The following is a 14,903-nucleotide window of genomic DNA, read 5'->3' on the forward strand; positions in this document are numbered from 1 at the left end:
ATAATTAATACAATGAATAAGGACGTCTGTAGTCATAGTAATACAAACGGTGTGCTTTCGCTTCCTTATCGTTGTCTTTAAAGCTTAATGTAGCCGGATCCCATTTCACCGGACGGTTCAATTCGCGAGAGATGTTAGCCAGACAGCACAATGTGTTGGTGCTTGTTCCCACTTCTACCGGAGCGATCGGGTTCTGACGTGAACGAACACAGTCGATGAAGTTCTGCATATGTGGAGAACTGATCTCGAACTGCAATGCATTCGGTTGTTGTGGAGGACGTTGCTGTCCACCGCCTTGAGCAGCACGTTGAGCTTCGCGTTGTTCGCGAGTCATCGGACGATTTCCTGCCAATTCAGCCGGAACTTTAGAAGAATCAGAGCAAGCCAGATAACCGCGAGCTACTTCGATCCAACCCTTTGTTCCGAAGAACTTGATACCTTGAGCAGAGTTGTTATCTTCCAGATATGGTTGTTCGGTCATTACGATACCGTTCGCGTATTTCATCGTCGCCCACTGAGTACCGTTATATCCTTTAGGGATAAATTCAACCGGTCCTGATCCGTCCATACCGATAGCAGCCTGAGCAATATCGAACATATGCGCACCCCAGTCAGCAGTGTAACCGTTACCGGTTTCCTGATACCAACGCCATGCACCCCATAGTTTTTCGTTTACTTCGGGATTCAGTGAGATCGGAGGACACAGATCTGGATGATAATGGATCTTCGGATCGTTCAATGGACCCATCCACATATTGAAGTTCAGGTTTGCAGGTATTTTTTCTTCTGCCAGATTCAGTGGCGTTGGCGGTTCACCTACGCGTGCATATATTTTTTCTACATGACCGATTGCACCGGCTTGTACCAGTTCGATCGCTTTTTGGAATTCTTTGCTTGAACGTTGTTGGCTACCTACCTGCAATACGCGTTTGTTATCGCGTACTTGTCTTTGAATTTCCAGACCTTCAGTAATTGTATACGCCAATGGTTTCTGGCAATAAATATCCTTACCTGCCTGAGCAGCGTGGATAGATTGCAATGCATGCCAGTGGTCGGGAGTTACCACTTCTACAGCATCGATATCTTTACGTTCCAACAGGTCTTCGTAGAACTCATACCCGTCGCAACGTTCGTTCATGCCTTTTTGTTTTTGCCATTCGGCAATTCTTTTCTGGAAGCGAGTCACCTTCATAGAGTCTACATCGCAGCACGCTGCTACCTGTAAGCCCGGGACTCCGGCAAATCCACGGAAATCGCTCAACGCCTGGCGTCCAAGGCCGATGAAGCCCATAACAACGCGATCACTTGGAGCAACGCGGACACCATTCTGCGCCCAGCTTGGAAGGATTGTCAATCCGGCAAGTCCTAATGCCGAATAACCAAGGAATTGACGTCTGTTGATTCCTTGTTGTTTTATTTCTTTAGACATAAAAATAGATTTAAGAAGTTAACATATATATTTATACTCAAATAATTATCAAAGAAAATATCTGATCTGTAGGTTTTTGTGGCCTTTTCATGATCTAACTGATAATTTTACAAACACAAACATTCACCCATTTTATTGAAAAAATAGGAACAAAGCAAATATCTATATTATTTTTTGTACAATCAAATATTATTAGAATAAATTTTTGATTGCCTGTGTAAATGGATGTTCTATTGAACGATCCAAACAAAAAAACAAAACGATCCATCGGTTTTTTTACACAGTTTATAACACTTTTCTGTTAGAGGTACCTCTAAATAATTTTAGACGTACCTCTAAACTGATTTACACGTACCTCTAAATGGATTTAGAGGTACCTCTAACAGAAAACAGAGGTAGGTATAACAAAAAAGTAGTTGAATTGCTTCTTTTATTTCTATAGGATAGTGCAAAGTAGATATGCAGATCTTTACAAATAGATCAAAGAGCGCGGAATATTTTAACTGTATGATTGTGATAAAATGTATATTTGCTACTTCATAGAAACTACTCATATAATAAACAGAGACTAAAAATGAAAAACTTGTATTTACTGTTGGCTATATGCCTATTGATTGGCTGTAGTGAAAAGAGAGAAGAAGTAACCCTTTCAGGCCTGAAAAAAGCGGATTTTGAGGCCTCTTTCGAAGGAAAAGAGACGGGACTTTATGTGTTGACAAACAAGAATGGCGCCGAAGCTTGTATTACCAATTATGGTGGACGGCTGGTTTCTGTCATGGTTCCGGACAAAGAAGGTCAGTTGACAGATGTTGTTTTGGGGTATGACAATATTTTTGATTATGTAGCGGTTGACGGAAACTTCGGTGCGCTGATCGGACGATATGGTAATCGTATTGCGCATGGTCGGTTTACGTTGGATGGAGTGACTTATGAACTCCCTCAAAATAATAACGGACATTGCTTGCATGGTGGGCCGAATGGCTATCATACCTGTATGTGGGATGCCCGTCAGATCGATGATCAGACATTAGAATTGACGTATATCTCACCGGACGGTGAAGCCGGTTTCCCGGGCAATCTGACGATAAAGGTGATCTACAAACTGACAGATGAGAATGCAGTAGATATCGCTTATGAGGCGACAACAGATAAACCGACACTGGCGAATTTAACCAATCACAGCTATTTTAATCTTTCAGGCAGACCGGGTTCTCAGATCTTGGATCATCAACTGATGATTCATGCAGATAGGTATACACCGGTGAATAAGACCTTGATTCCTTTGGGTGAACTGGCATCGGTGGAGGCTACCCCGATGGATTTACGTCGTCCGGTGGCTATCGGCGCTCATATCGATGACGCTTTTGAGCAGTTGGTTAACGGAGGTGGTTATGACCACAACTGGGTGTTGAATTCAAACGGAGATATCAATGTTCTGGCAGCAAAAGCCATCAGCCCGGTAAGCGGCATCGGTTTGGAAGTCTATACCACCGAGCCGGGTATCCAGTTTTATTCGGGCAATTTCATGAGTGGTTCCGATAAAGGAAAACACAATGTGATTTATCCGCATCGCGGAGCATTTTGCCTGGAGACACAACATTATCCGGATAGTCCGAATCAACCGGAATTTCCAAGTACGGTTCTTCGCCCCGGAGAAAAGTATCATAGCCGGTGTATCTATAAATTCACGGTAGAATAATCTGGTTGATATATGCGGCTGGTCTATATTTTTCATAGCGGATTCGTATTGGAAACAACTCATTTTGATCTGTTGGTCGATTATTTTATGGATACAACGGATGACCCGTCCGGCGGATTTGTACATAAAGAGTTATTGCATCGCCAAAAGAAGCTGTATGTCTTATCTTCCCATTTTCATCCGGATCATTTCAACCCGGAAGTTCTTCAGTGGAGAACCGAAAAAGATGATATCTCCTACATCTTTTCACGGGATATTTTGAGAAATAAACGGGCACAGCCAGAAGATGCTGTTTATCTGATGAAAGGGGAGGTCTATGAAGACGACAATCTATCGATCAAAGCATTTGGTTCGACCGATGTGGGGATCTCCTTTCTGATACAGGCGGAAGGGAAGACGGTCTTTCATGCGGGTGATCTGAATAATTGGCATTGGAAGGATGAATCGACAGCAGAAGAAATTGCGATAGCCGAAAGGGATTATCTGAAAGAGTTGGACTTGTTGGCAAAGACGGCCCCTGAACTGGATGTGGCGATGTTTCCTGTTGATCCTCGTCTGGGGACGGATTATGCCCGTGGTGCGGAACAGTTTGTAGACCGTATCCGGACAAGATTGTTTGCTCCGATGCATTTTACATTGAATTACGATCAGTTGCAAGGATTTAAGCAGTATGCTGAGAGTAGAGGATCCCTTTTTTTTGATATAAAAGAGAGGGGACAATGTGTAGAATTTTAATTATTTAAAGAAAGTATATCATGGAAATTAAGAGCAGATTTGATCATTTCAATATTAATGTAACAGATTTGAATAAAAGCATCGCCTTTTACAACAAAGCGCTTGGATTGAAAGAACATCATCGCAAAGAGGCTGCTGACGGATCGTTTATACTGGTTTATCTGACCGATGAGCAGACCGGTTTTTTACTTGAATTGACCTGGCTGAGAGACAAGAAAGGATCGTATGAGTTGGGCGACAACGAAAGTCACCTCTGCATGCGGGTGGCCGGAGATTATGAGGAGGTGCGTCGTTTTCATAAAGAGATGGGTTGTGTCTGTTTTGAAAACGATGAAATGGGACTGTATTTCATCAATGATCCGGATGATTACTGGATTGAAATTCTTCCGATCGTATAGTCAAAAAAGGGGAATAGATTAATCAGGGGTGTGCGTATGTCATGCCCCTGTTCGTTGATAGACAATCCGTTTGTCTACAACTGTATAGTGTAAAGCATTCATAGCCATCAGGTCACTTAGGATATTTCGAGCCGTATAATAATTGATATGGGCGATACGGCAGAACTGATGGATGTTGATGTGATTATGAGTGTCTAACCAGTTGAAAAGGATTTGCACCGGTTTGCTGATTTTTAATAATGTACCGTCGGGTTTATACTTCTTCTTCCAGGAGAAGATCAAAACTTCATTGGCCAGGATATTCTCATCTGCTACGCGGATATACGCTTTGTACTGATCGTTTTTATCGGGTGCCGAATGGGGTTTGTTGGGGCTGGGCGAAACATAGACTTCAAGGACGGTCTTTCCATTCAGATCCCACCGGGTAGCTTCGAAAGGAACAATCGGGCGGGTATACATTTCGGAGGCCGCTTCGATCATATAATACTCTTCTTCACTACGAACGCCGGCGATCACTCCGTTGTCTTTTACGCCAATCAAGAGGCGTCCTCCATCGGTGTTGGCAAAGGCGCTTAATGTACGGGCGATTTTTTTACTGTCGCTTACCTCGAATTTGAAATCAAGTTGTTGATGTTCGCCTTGTCCGATCAATACTTCTATGGGATGTCTCTTTTTCACCTCGACAGGAGTTCTGACCGGCAAAATTAAAATAAATACCTAACTTTGGCAATCTAAAAAAACGAAATGGCTATATAATATACACTTATGAAATTTATTGGAATAATCCCGGCACGCTATGCTTCGACACGTTTCCCTGGAAAACCGTTGGCTGATATGAAAGGTAAACCGATGATCCAACGCGTGTACGAGCAGGTCGAGAAAGTATTGGATGATGTTTGTGTGGCCACTGATGATCATCGTATAGAAGCTGTGGTCAATGGTTTTGGTGGACGTGTGGTGATGACTTCTGTTGATCATAAAACCGGAACAGATCGTTGTTATGAAGCGTACACAAAGATCGGTGGAGATTACGATGTCGTTATTAATATTCAAGGAGATGAACCCTTTATTCAACCCGAGCAGATCGATATACTGAAACAGTGTTTTAACCAGGATACTGTTCAGATAGCAACTCTGGCCAAAGCATTCGACCGCGATGGTGATTTCGAGTCGACCCTGTTTAATCCGAATATACCTAAAGTCGTCTTGAATAAGAATAGTGAAGCGATGTATTTCAGTCGTTCAATCATTCCTTATGTCAGAGGAGAAAAACATACAGAGTGGTTGAAACGGTTTGTATTTTACAAACACATTGGCTTGTATGCTTATAGGGCAGACATATTAAGAGAATTAACCGCACTTGCGCCCACTACTCTGGAGCAGATAGAAAGCCTCGAGCAATTGAGATGGCTGGATAACGGTTATAAAATAAAAGTTGGGCTCACGGAACTGGAGACAATTGCAATCGATACTCCAGAAGATATGGAGAAAGCGCTTCAGTTGCTTTAGTGGGATAAATAGAATCCTTTCTTTAGTTTTCTTCAAATAAAACCCTGTTATTACGCATACGTGCTATTTTAGACATAAAAAGAGGTGTCTTAATCGTCCTTACAAGACGTTTAAGACACCTTTTTATTTTGTGGGATATACTCCCGATTTATTTCAGTGCCGGTAACAAATGTTTCCAGATAAGGTTGATCTCCGCTTGCATATCGCCGATATGGGCAGTGGTAACAATGACGGCATCTTGCTCGGGTAGGATGATGATGTATTGTCCATTGGCGCCATCGGCGCGGTAGGCGTTATGCCGGCAGCGCCACATTTGGTAGCCATAGCCCTGGAGCCAGTCGCTATCTTTAGGTTTGACTTTGAGATCTTCGCGTTTGACACCTGCAGGAAGGGAGGCTATTTTAGATGTTGTTGCTTCTTCGATCCAGGATTCGGGAAGGATTTGTTTACCGTTCCATTTTCCTTTTTGCAGGAAGAGTTGTCCGAGTTTGGCCATATCTTCTGTCTTGACATAGAGCCCCCAGCCTCCGGTATTGATGCCTTGTGGGCTTTCCTGCCAGGTTGCTCCCACGATGCCTAATGGGCGGAAGAGACGGGGATAGAGGTAGTCGATGACTTTCTCTCCGGTGACTTTCTGAATGATGGCAGAGAGCATATAGGTTGCCAGGCTATTGTATACAAAGAGGGTACCTGGTTTATGTTCGATGGGGTAGGCGAGGAATGTTTCTACCCAGTCGGCATCTTCTGTTCGTCTGATTGCTCCTGTTGGGTCGGTGTCGTGTCCTACCGACATCGTCAATAGGTGACGGATTTCCAATTCTTGCAGATATGGTGACACTTGTGCCGGAAGTTTATCGGGGAAGAAAGAGATGACTTTATCGGTGACTTTCAGTTTCCCTTCGGTGACTGCAAATCCGATGGCTGAAGCGGTGAATGTTTTGCTTACAGAATTGAGGATATGTGTCTTTTGTGGATCACCTTCACTCATCCACTCTTCTGCGATTACCTTGCCGTGCTGGAGGATCATAATGCTATGAAGGTCTTGTCCGGATTTTTGTACGGCTTGTTTATAGTTTTCAAAAGCTCTGTTCATCTTTTTCGAGGCATCTCCCCGTGGCAAAGCTTTGAGGTGTTCATTGTAGCTGATAAGCTGGATACTCCGGTCGGTGATTGCTTTTTTTACGCGTGGGCTGGTTAACAGATCGGTCACGCCCTGACGGTCGATGGCGACATCTTCGTAGCCGATATGCCCTACGGTTTGCATTTCGGAATCGTTGTATGCGGGGTGATCGAGGAACATATAGGTTTTACCACCTTCCAGTTTATCGAGCATTTTGATGAAAGCGGCTTCTTTTTCTGCGGAGGTTTTTTTAGGTCCGTCGTATCCGACATAGGAGAAGTTGTATTGACTCATGGCATCTTGGCGGTCGACAGCGGGCAGATTGTACTCTTCAGCCAAACGTTTGACCATTTTGACCACTTCAGGATCGAAACCGGTGGAGAGCATATGACCTGTGAGGTGACTGGCTTGTGGCATGTTTTTAAGCCCCAACTCTATCTGTGCTCTGAATTCCTGTTCTATTTCGGGAAGTTTCCATTTGTTTTCGGTGATGGCTAATCCGGGATAGGACGCATTGGGACCCATCATGGGAAAGAAGTATCCGTCACTATCGACCAGGCTGGGGCAATGGGTGAGGGGCCGCCATTTGATGTTGTCCCATTCGCTGGTGATGGCAAGGTGTATGCCGACATCGAGTCCGGGATGTTCGCGGAGCATTTTTACAGCTTCGGGAAACCAGGGGGTGACTACCATTACTTCGATAGAGGTCTGGATACCGTTTACATAGCCGTCGATTGCAGCAAGATTGGCTGAATGGAATGAGCCCATATCATCGGAGCGGACGATGAGCCGTGGATTGGATTGTCCGAAGATGGTGCTGTTTACGACCAGAAGTATGGCCAGACAGATCATCTTTTTGAATGTGTGTGTTTGCATTTTTTGTGTTATTTGGTTGTTTGTTGTTCTTTGAATTGACCTGTCAACAGGATTGGCGGGTCGGAGGGTGACATGCTGTTGGTGAGGGTGACAGTTATTTTATTGCCGGCCAATTGGCAGTCAAATGTTTCCGATCGGGCATCTGTAACATACAGGAGTGTTAATTTCAGGTTGTCTTTCGTGATCCAGCTTCCGAATCCAGCTGTTTTAAGCGGAAGTAGTCCTTCGGGATTACGCCGTGGGGAGGAGAAATAGGGTGATAATCGTTCGGTTTCTCCAAATTTCCAGGTGTCATTTCCAAAGGATAATGGGTATTGTTTGTCTATTGTTGTGAGCGTGAGTAGACAGTTTGCCTGTGCATCCAGATGAAGAGTCAGTTCGCTGATTTGCTGTTCATTCGGATTCATGGAGAACGTATAGGTGATGTTTCGTGCCGCTTCAACCTCATCATTAGTACGGGATGGGTCGGGTATTTTGAGGGAAGAGAGTTTGCTGGTCAATAATTCGTTTGCCGCTTCATCTTTTTTGATTGGCCTATTACTGATGATAGCAGGGAGAAGGTGTTTCCAAACGAGGGAGAGTTCTTTTTGCATATCGTTGAGGGAGGCCGTGATGGCAATGACCGCATCTTGTTCGGGCAGGATGATGATAAACTGTCCGTTGGCTCCATCGGCGCGATAGGCGTTGTGGGTGCATCGCCAGATCTGGTATCCATATCCTTGTGCCCAGTCGTCGTTGCTGTTTTCATCAGGTGTCCGATCGGGTCGCTGATAGATATGTGGCGCTGTCGCTTCATCGATCCAGTCGGCCGATAATAATTGTTTGTTGTGCCATTTTCCTTTTTGGAGGTAGAATTGTCCGAGTTTGGCCATGTCGGCTGTTTTGATGCGCATCCCCCAGCCTCCGCTGTTGATTCCTTGTGTATCGGTTTCCCACTGGATGTTTTTTATCTCTAAGGGTTCGAACAGTCGAGGGGTGAGGTAGTCGTAGGTACTTTCTCCTGTGACTTTATGGATGATTGCGGATAACATATAGGTGGCGTATGAACTATATTCAAAGGTCGTTCCGGGTTCAATCTGGATGTTGGTATCAAGGAATGATTTGACCCAGTCGTGGTCGGTGATATAGAATGTCGGCGGCGGGGTTTGTCCTACGCTCATGGTGAGTAGGTCTTTTACCCGAAGCTCTTGCAGGTATTGTGAGGGGTTTTGAGGGGTTTTATCGGGGAAAAATGAGATCACCCGGTCTTCGACTGTGAGTAGTTGTTCTTGTACGGCAAATCCGATCGCAGTGGATGTAAATGTTTTACTGACGGAATGCATGAGGTGGTTGGTCGTTGATCGGTAGGGGTGCCACCATCCTTCGGCGATGACTTTTCCGTGACGAAGGAACATGAGGCTGTGAAGTTCCATTTGTGCTTCAGCTTCTTCGATGAAGGTGTGTATGCCTTCCGAAGCGACGCCTTGCAGCTCAGGGGTGCTGCGGTACATACCGTCGGAATAGTTGCTGTTGGTTAACTTGGGTTCCCGACAGGCTGTATTCAGCAGGGTAAGGGCGACCAGCGTGGCTAATAGGATTCGGATTTCAGGCCTTTTCATGTGTGTGCATTTTTGATTGATAGGCAAATCTACGAAAAAACGGATATTTCAGCAACTTAGGTAACGTCGGTTCGATATAAAATCACAAGAGATGAGATGGGCTACTGTCAGAATGTCAATCTGTCAATTGAACCCATCCGTCAGTCGTCTGTCTCATTCCAATGTGAAGTATCGCTTCAAAAATGCGCTTCTCGCGCAATTCGTAACAGACAATCTGATTCTGTTTTATTGTCAATGACTCATTTTCAATAGCCCATTTCAAGTTCATCGGCATGATTCGGAAGGAGGTGTTCGAGAATCGATCGTTTTGTTGATATTTTATTACCAGTGATAGTGCTTATATTTTGAAGAAAAGAGAAGTTAAAAAAAGAAAATTACAAGATTTTTCCCTATCTTTAAGCGCAACAAACAACTTCTTCAACAAAAGATTCAGATCACTGGAAAAAATCATTACAATGATTCATAAGAGACATTGTGATGATTTTAAAAATCTTCACAATACCTTTGAAGGATCATTGCAATGAAATGAGGTAAGCAACATCTTTAGACGTGAAAATGCCCGTTTTCTGAACTAAAACAGGCGAGTGGACGCTTTTGTTGGTTGCAAAAATAGGCTTATATTGTAAAATGTGATACTGAAAAGAAGAAAATGGCGACTATTTGATAATCGGATCGATCTTGTTTTGCTGATGTTGAAACGATGCGAATCTACTGAGAATAGTAGGGGATAAATAGAGATTGAAAAAACTTGGTGGAGAGCCAGGCTTTAAACTGAATGATACGGTCTATATACGTTTTAGGGTTAGAATTTTTTATTCTTTTCGAGGCGTCTAAATCCGTAATAAATGAGTATTATGCAGAGAACGAGTCCGATTATTGCAGGGATAAGAATTGATTTTCCTGCTTCACCGGCGTTGTAAATACTCCAAACTATTTTTCCTGTAGCCATAAGTACAACTACGCCAAGTCCTATTATAAGGCTACGTTTCCAAAAAGCAAGTCCAAGGGCTAAGAACGAAAGAGGGATGGTTAAAATCAACAACCATTTTTTATAATCCCATTGTGCATTGAGCCAATTGATTTCAAATTGGAGAAACATTTTTACTTGTTCGCTTATTGTTTCGGGTTTGGGAAACCAGAACATACTGGTAAAAAGGCAAAAGATCGTTATTGAAATTCCCGTCCAGCTACGTTTGTATGCAAAGAAGCAAAATGGAATCAAAAAAATAGGGCGAATAAACCAACTCATCTGGTTTTGATGTCGCTCATAAAGCCAGCTTAAAAACGTTTGGTTTGTCATTGCTGTGATAATAAAAGCAATAGTCAACAACCCAAAAACAAATGCGATTGATTTGTCATATTTTGATACAAATTCTTTCCAGGATAATTGCCCATATAGTTGTTTATTCTGCATAACTCCAGTTTTTACCTTGTAATAGATCTCTCAATTGTGGTCATCTCATTTACAAATATAGGACAAAAGACCAAAGAAGCAAGTTCCCCAAAACACGATCTTTGTACTCCGTATTTAGATAGCTTTGCAAATAATATCATTGATGCAATTTTTCATTCTAAAGCAACGCTTGACGATATAGATGAAGAAAAGGTTAACCTTTTTGTCAAACTGGCTCAAGCCAAAAGAGGCTTTCCAATTCCATTTACAGCAGGTATTCCCTCTATTCTTACTCATCTTGATTTAATTTCGGAAGATAATCGACTCACGAATGCTGCCATTCTGTTATTTGGCAAGAAGCCGCAGTCATTTTTTATCACTTCCGAAATCAAGTGTGCCCAATTCTATGGCAATGACATTACAAAACCCATACCTGCCTATCAGGTATATCGTGGAAATGTATTTGAACTGATTGACCAGGCTGTCGATTTTGTCATGTCAAGGATAGATGTTCGGATAGGGACACGAGATAAAAGAACCGATGTAGATGTGGATTACGAACTTCCATTAGAGGCTGTTCGGGAGGCAATTGTAAATGCTGTAACGCATCGCGACTATACCAGTAACGCCAGCGTTCAGGTGATGCTATTTCGCAACAGGCTGGAAGTCTGGAATCCAGGAGCATTACCTTACGGACTTACCACCGCAAAACTCCTATTGCCGCATCCTTCCGTTCCGACAAATCCGATACTCGCCAACCCAATATATTTGGCTGGCTATATCGAGAGAATGGGAACAGGAACAAGAGATATAGTAAAGCAATGTAAGGCAATCGGATTAAGAGAACCGGAGTTTATTCAAGAAGAGAACTTTAGGGTTGTTCTTTGGCGGAAAGAAGAGCAGGATGAGGCTATAAATGAGGGTGTAAATAAGGGTATAATGGTGCAGCATGTGATTGAAGGAGAGATTGATAAAATTTGCGCCCTCATCGGTGAGGGTGTAAATGAGGGTGTAAATGAGGGTATAAAAGAAACTTTGAGAATTATATTAGATGCCCCGGGTCTTAATGCCGTAAGAATAGCAGAGAGATTAAATAAAAGTATTGCTACTGCAGAACGCTATCTTCGCACTCTTAGAGAACATGATATTGTTGAATTCAGAGGAGCGCCCAAATCAGGTGGATATGCCTTCACCGAAAAAGTAAGAAACATACTGTTTAAATAAGGAATAACTCTTAGCATACTTATTGCACCCGAGATCCGTCACGAATCCGTCACGCATGAATAAAAAAGACTTACAATCTCTTGTAAGTCTCTGTTAATTAGCCGTCGGGATGACAGGATTTGAACCTGCGACCACACGCCCCCCGGTAGGGTAAATTTGTTTTATATTTTACTTGTAAATAGTTATAAATGATTATATTTGCACTGTATAGCAATAGGTTGCTAAAACATAGTTTTTATACCTATATTTACTAAAGAGTGTAAACCGAGTGTAAACCGGGTTATTTATGGCAAAAATATCAGTAATATTATTTCAAAGCAAAGTTTTATCCGATGGCACATATCCGGTCATGTTAAGGGTATCCAAAGGACAAGGGAATAGAAAATATTTTTCTCTCGGCTTTTCTGCGACTACTAAACAATTTGATAACGAAAACGGCTACTTTATCCGGGATAAGCGGCTAAATCCTTCCACGTATGCAGAAGATGAACAGGGCAAAAGAGTAGAAATAGAAGGATATGCTGTAAAAAATGACTTTATCGACAGAAAGAAGATCCGGGCAAAGGAGATTATAGATGAGTTTGACCGTAACAATACGGATTGGACTTTCAAGATGTTTGAGCAGAAGTTTATCAATGAATCAAAAAAAGTGCTTGTGATTGACTACTTAAAACAGCACATAGAAAAACTAAAGTCAGAAAAACACTATGGTAATGCAACTGCCTATTCCCGGTTGTTAGTTCTCTTGGAATGCTTTCAGAAAGACAAGAAAGTAAAAGTTGATAGGTTGTACTTCCATGATTTCGACTACTCGGTAGTAAATAAATTCTATTTGTATCTAAAGAATGACAGAGGCGTAAAGGGGAATACTGTGAGCTACTATTTCAGAACATTGCGAGCATTGATGAATAACGCTATCAAAGACGGATGTGGAAGTAAAGAGGCGTATTGTTTCTCCAACGAATATACAGACACAAAGAAGGTATTCCATATCGGAAAACTCAAAGAGACAACTCGAAAGCGGTTTATTCCTAAAGAGTATCTTTCCACTCTGAAAAACACGGTATTTGAGCGTGAGCCATTAGAGTATAGCCGTCGGCTGTTCCTTTTATCATTCTACCTGTATGGGTGTTCCTATGTTGATTTGGCGAAACTCAAAAAGTCAGATATAAAGAAGGCAATAACAAAGGATGGCAAGCCAATAGAGATAATAGAATACAACCGAAGCAAAACACATAAGGACTACACAATACAGATCCGCCCGGAAATAAGGGAGCAGTTAGATTGGTTTCGGGATAACTATTCTACTATCGGAGATTATCTGTTGCCATGCATTACAAAGAATTTGAAAGATGAGGAATTGCAGAACCATATTATCAACCGGAGAAATAAGTACAGTAAATACCTAAAGGAGATCGCAAAAGAATTGGATTTCCCGGAAGCATTATCAAAGATAAGCACCTACTATTCCCGGCATTCATATGCTATGGCCATGCTAAATAGCGGCAAGAGCATGGAAGTGATACAGCAAGCCCTTGGTCATGAGGACTTGGCTACTACTAAGATCTATTTAGATAGTTTTGATACGGATTATTTGGCAAACGAAAGTGATGGATTAATATAACATATCGCAAAATGAATTATTCACAATTTACAAAAAAGAGAAATTACATGTATCGTGTTTTGACGAAGTTTAATGATAATGCTGATGCTATTATAAGAAGAGCTTTTGATGATGAACAAGAGAAAGAAGCAGGAGACCCTACGGCATTGGAAATTATAAAGTTGATTGCTGATACAATAGAAGCCGCAAATAGTTTATCATCTGATGTCCTAAAAAGATACAGAACTATGCCTTTTGATAAAGATAAATTTCTTGAAAAAGAGGCTAAAGAATGGTACGATGCCGCCGTCAATAATCCGACAGGCTACCAATACTTAGAGCAAAACATTTCTCTCGATGATATGTATGACACATTGTGGGGCTGGTGGAATAATAAAGAAAGACTTCACTTGGCAAGACGTGGTTTAGTATCTTTAATTGTTTATCGCAAATTGGTTGAGAAAGAAGGCAAACCAAAAGGTAAGCCAAATAAAAAAGAACCGCTTTTTCAGGATTATTTTGTTTCTAAACAAGCATATCTAAAAGCGGTTAAATGGCTTGAAAGCAATAATCATATTAATAACAACGGAGTGTTTATCCATGATGCCCGGGATTTTACGTTGTTCATATTAACGCTGAAGCATCAAGGATGGCTGACTAAAGACCCAAAGGCTTCTTTTATTGAAAAAATCATGGATAATTATTCTCTGAGAATGTCAGAGAGACAGATTCGGAACATAATAAAAGATAACAAAGAAGCCGATCTCACTAACAAATCCTTTAATCCGCATTTCTTCAATTTTCCTTCAATTTCCGAAATTTCCGAAACAGAAAAATAGGAAATAAATATTTGATATTTAGATAATTATATTATATTCTTTTGTGCTATCAAATTAAAAGATAGTACAAATGGATACAAAAAACATTGACTACAACACCCCGATTGCCTGCTTAACCGTTGGGCAATTTATGGATGCTTTTCGGTTAGCGCAAGAAAATGAACCGATACCACCACAAAAAGAACTACCCAAGTTCTTAACTGTTCCTCAATTAGCCGAATTAACAGGCTATTCTACCTCTACTATTAATATTAAGAATTGCAAGAAGGAGATACCCGGGAGCAAGAAAGTTTGCGGTCGTGTCCTCTTTGACACATCTGTTATTCTTGATTGGATCGAATCTGGGTCGGTGAAGACCAGATCAGAGAGGCTGAATGGGCTGGAAGACAACTTTAAGAAAAAAGGAGGCCGCACTGGATGACACCAAAAAAAGAAAGCCCCGCCGGGCAGCGTGGGCAATCACAGGAACACTGCAAAGAT

General features: G+C 42.0%; 14 protein-coding genes. 8 read left to right on the top strand and 6 right to left on the bottom strand.

The features are described 5' to 3' along the window. Window positions 1–4: 4 nt before the first annotated feature. Window positions 5–1,429, bottom strand: coding sequence for a Gfo/Idh/MocA family oxidoreductase (locus M2135_RS03920; protein WP_280747296.1), 1,425 nt, complete (start codon window positions 1,427–1,429; stop codon window positions 5–7). Between the two features lie 574 nt (window positions 1,430–2,003). On the opposite strand from M2135_RS03920, the gene M2135_RS03925 reads away from it, so the two are divergent. Genes M2135_RS03925 through M2135_RS03935 form a run of 3 tightly spaced genes read left to right on the top strand, consistent with a single transcriptional unit; the run spans window position 2,004 to window position 4,261 of the window. Further along, window positions 2,004–3,128, top strand: coding sequence for an aldose epimerase family protein (locus M2135_RS03925; RefSeq protein ID WP_280747297.1), 1,125 nt, complete (start codon window positions 2,004–2,006; stop codon window positions 3,126–3,128). A 12-nt stretch (window positions 3,129–3,140) separates the two neighbouring features. Next, window positions 3,141–3,863 (top strand): MBL fold metallo-hydrolase, encoded by a 723-nt coding sequence (locus M2135_RS03930; protein WP_280747298.1) that lies wholly within the window; start codon window positions 3,141–3,143, stop codon window positions 3,861–3,863. 20 nt (window positions 3,864–3,883) lie between these two features. Then, window positions 3,884–4,261, top strand: a complete 378-nt coding sequence (locus M2135_RS03935; RefSeq protein ID WP_280747299.1) for a VOC family protein — start codon at window positions 3,884–3,886, stop codon at window positions 4,259–4,261. Window positions 4,262–4,300: 39 nt separating this feature from the next. On the opposite strand, the gene M2135_RS03940 is transcribed toward M2135_RS03935, so the two are convergent. Next, a complete protein-coding gene (locus tag M2135_RS03940) occupies window positions 4,301–4,939 on the bottom strand; it encodes an ATP-binding protein (RefSeq protein WP_280747300.1) in 639 nt (212 codons plus the stop codon). An 87-nt stretch (window positions 4,940–5,026) separates the two neighbouring features. Between M2135_RS03940 and kdsB the strand changes: the two genes are divergently transcribed. Then, window positions 5,027–5,770 carry a 3-deoxy-manno-octulosonate cytidylyltransferase gene (gene kdsB, locus M2135_RS03945; protein ID WP_280747301.1) on the top strand — a complete coding sequence of 248 codons (744 nt, stop codon included), beginning with the start codon at window positions 5,027–5,029 and terminating at the stop codon, window positions 5,768–5,770. A gap of 148 nt (window positions 5,771–5,918) precedes the next feature. Here kdsB and M2135_RS03950 read toward each other — a convergent pair whose 3' ends face one another. The 4 genes from M2135_RS03950 to M2135_RS03965 form a co-directional block, all read right to left on the bottom strand. Further along, window positions 5,919–7,766, bottom strand: a complete 1,848-nt coding sequence (locus M2135_RS03950) for a ChbG/HpnK family deacetylase (protein ID WP_280747302.1) — start codon at window positions 7,764–7,766, stop codon at window positions 5,919–5,921. Between the two features lie 8 nt (window positions 7,767–7,774). Continuing rightward, entirely contained in the window at window positions 7,775–9,364 is a 1,590-nt protein-coding gene (locus tag M2135_RS03955; RefSeq protein ID WP_280747303.1) for a serine hydrolase, read from the bottom strand. A 115-nt stretch (window positions 9,365–9,479) separates the two neighbouring features. Further along, window positions 9,480–9,632 (bottom strand): hypothetical protein, encoded by a 153-nt coding sequence (locus tag M2135_RS03960; RefSeq protein ID WP_280747304.1) that lies wholly within the window; start codon window positions 9,630–9,632, stop codon window positions 9,480–9,482. A 534-nt stretch (window positions 9,633–10,166) separates the two neighbouring features. Further along, window positions 10,167–10,778 carry a hypothetical protein gene (locus M2135_RS03965; protein WP_280747305.1) on the bottom strand — a complete coding sequence of 204 codons (612 nt, stop codon included), beginning with the start codon at window positions 10,776–10,778 and terminating at the stop codon, window positions 10,167–10,169. A 36-nt stretch (window positions 10,779–10,814) separates the two neighbouring features. Between M2135_RS03965 and M2135_RS03970 the strand changes: the two genes are divergently transcribed. From M2135_RS03970 to M2135_RS03985, 4 genes are all read left to right on the top strand, one after another. Continuing rightward, a complete protein-coding gene (locus M2135_RS03970; protein ID WP_280747306.1) occupies window positions 10,815–11,981 on the top strand; it encodes an ATP-binding protein in 1,167 nt (388 codons plus the stop codon). A gap of 286 nt (window positions 11,982–12,267) precedes the next feature. Next, on the top strand, window positions 12,268–13,605 hold the full coding sequence (locus M2135_RS03975; RefSeq protein WP_280747307.1) for a site-specific integrase: 1,338 nt from the start codon (window positions 12,268–12,270) through the stop codon (window positions 13,603–13,605). Between the two features lie 47 nt (window positions 13,606–13,652). Next, window positions 13,653–14,423 (top strand): hypothetical protein, encoded by a 771-nt coding sequence (locus M2135_RS03980; protein WP_280747308.1) that lies wholly within the window; start codon window positions 13,653–13,655, stop codon window positions 14,421–14,423. A 70-nt stretch (window positions 14,424–14,493) separates the two neighbouring features. Next, on the top strand, window positions 14,494–14,844 hold the full coding sequence (locus M2135_RS03985) for a helix-turn-helix domain-containing protein (RefSeq protein WP_280747309.1): 351 nt from the start codon (window positions 14,494–14,496) through the stop codon (window positions 14,842–14,844). Window positions 14,845–14,903: the final 59 nt, after the last annotated feature.

This window comes from Parabacteroides sp. PF5-9 (assembly GCF_029893105.1).
Lineage (GTDB): Bacteria > Bacteroidota > Bacteroidia > Bacteroidales > Tannerellaceae > JARXWG01.

What these genes read in the sequence shown, in the direction of transcription:
- M2135_RS03920 (WP_280747296.1), bottom strand. Translation starts at nt 1,429, where the DNA reads ATGTCTAAAGAAATAAAACAACAAGGAATCAACAGACGTCAATTCCTT.
- M2135_RS03925 (WP_280747297.1), top strand. Translation starts at nt 2,004, where the DNA reads ATGAAAAACTTGTATTTACTGTTGGCTATATGCCTATTGATTGGCTGT.
- M2135_RS03930 (WP_280747298.1), top strand. Translation starts at nt 3,141, where the DNA reads ATGCGGCTGGTCTATATTTTTCATAGCGGATTCGTATTGGAAACAACT.
- M2135_RS03935 (WP_280747299.1), top strand. Translation starts at nt 3,884, where the DNA reads ATGGAAATTAAGAGCAGATTTGATCATTTCAATATTAATGTAACAGAT.
- kdsB (WP_280747301.1), top strand. Translation starts at nt 5,027, where the DNA reads ATGAAATTTATTGGAATAATCCCGGCACGCTATGCTTCGACACGTTTC.
- M2135_RS03950 (WP_280747302.1), bottom strand. Translation starts at nt 7,766, where the DNA reads ATGCAAACACACACATTCAAAAAGATGATCTGTCTGGCCATACTTCTG.
- M2135_RS03955 (WP_280747303.1), bottom strand. Translation starts at nt 9,364, where the DNA reads ATGAAAAGGCCTGAAATCCGAATCCTATTAGCCACGCTGGTCGCCCTT.
- M2135_RS03960 (WP_280747304.1), bottom strand. Translation starts at nt 9,632, where the DNA reads ATGAACTTGAAATGGGCTATTGAAAATGAGTCATTGACAATAAAACAG.
- M2135_RS03965 (WP_280747305.1), bottom strand. Translation starts at nt 10,778, where the DNA reads ATGCAGAATAAACAACTATATGGGCAATTATCCTGGAAAGAATTTGTA.
- M2135_RS03975 (WP_280747307.1), top strand. Translation starts at nt 12,268, where the DNA reads ATGGCAAAAATATCAGTAATATTATTTCAAAGCAAAGTTTTATCCGAT.
- M2135_RS03980 (WP_280747308.1), top strand. Translation starts at nt 13,653, where the DNA reads ATGTATCGTGTTTTGACGAAGTTTAATGATAATGCTGATGCTATTATA.
- M2135_RS03985 (WP_280747309.1), top strand. Translation starts at nt 14,494, where the DNA reads ATGGATACAAAAAACATTGACTACAACACCCCGATTGCCTGCTTAACC.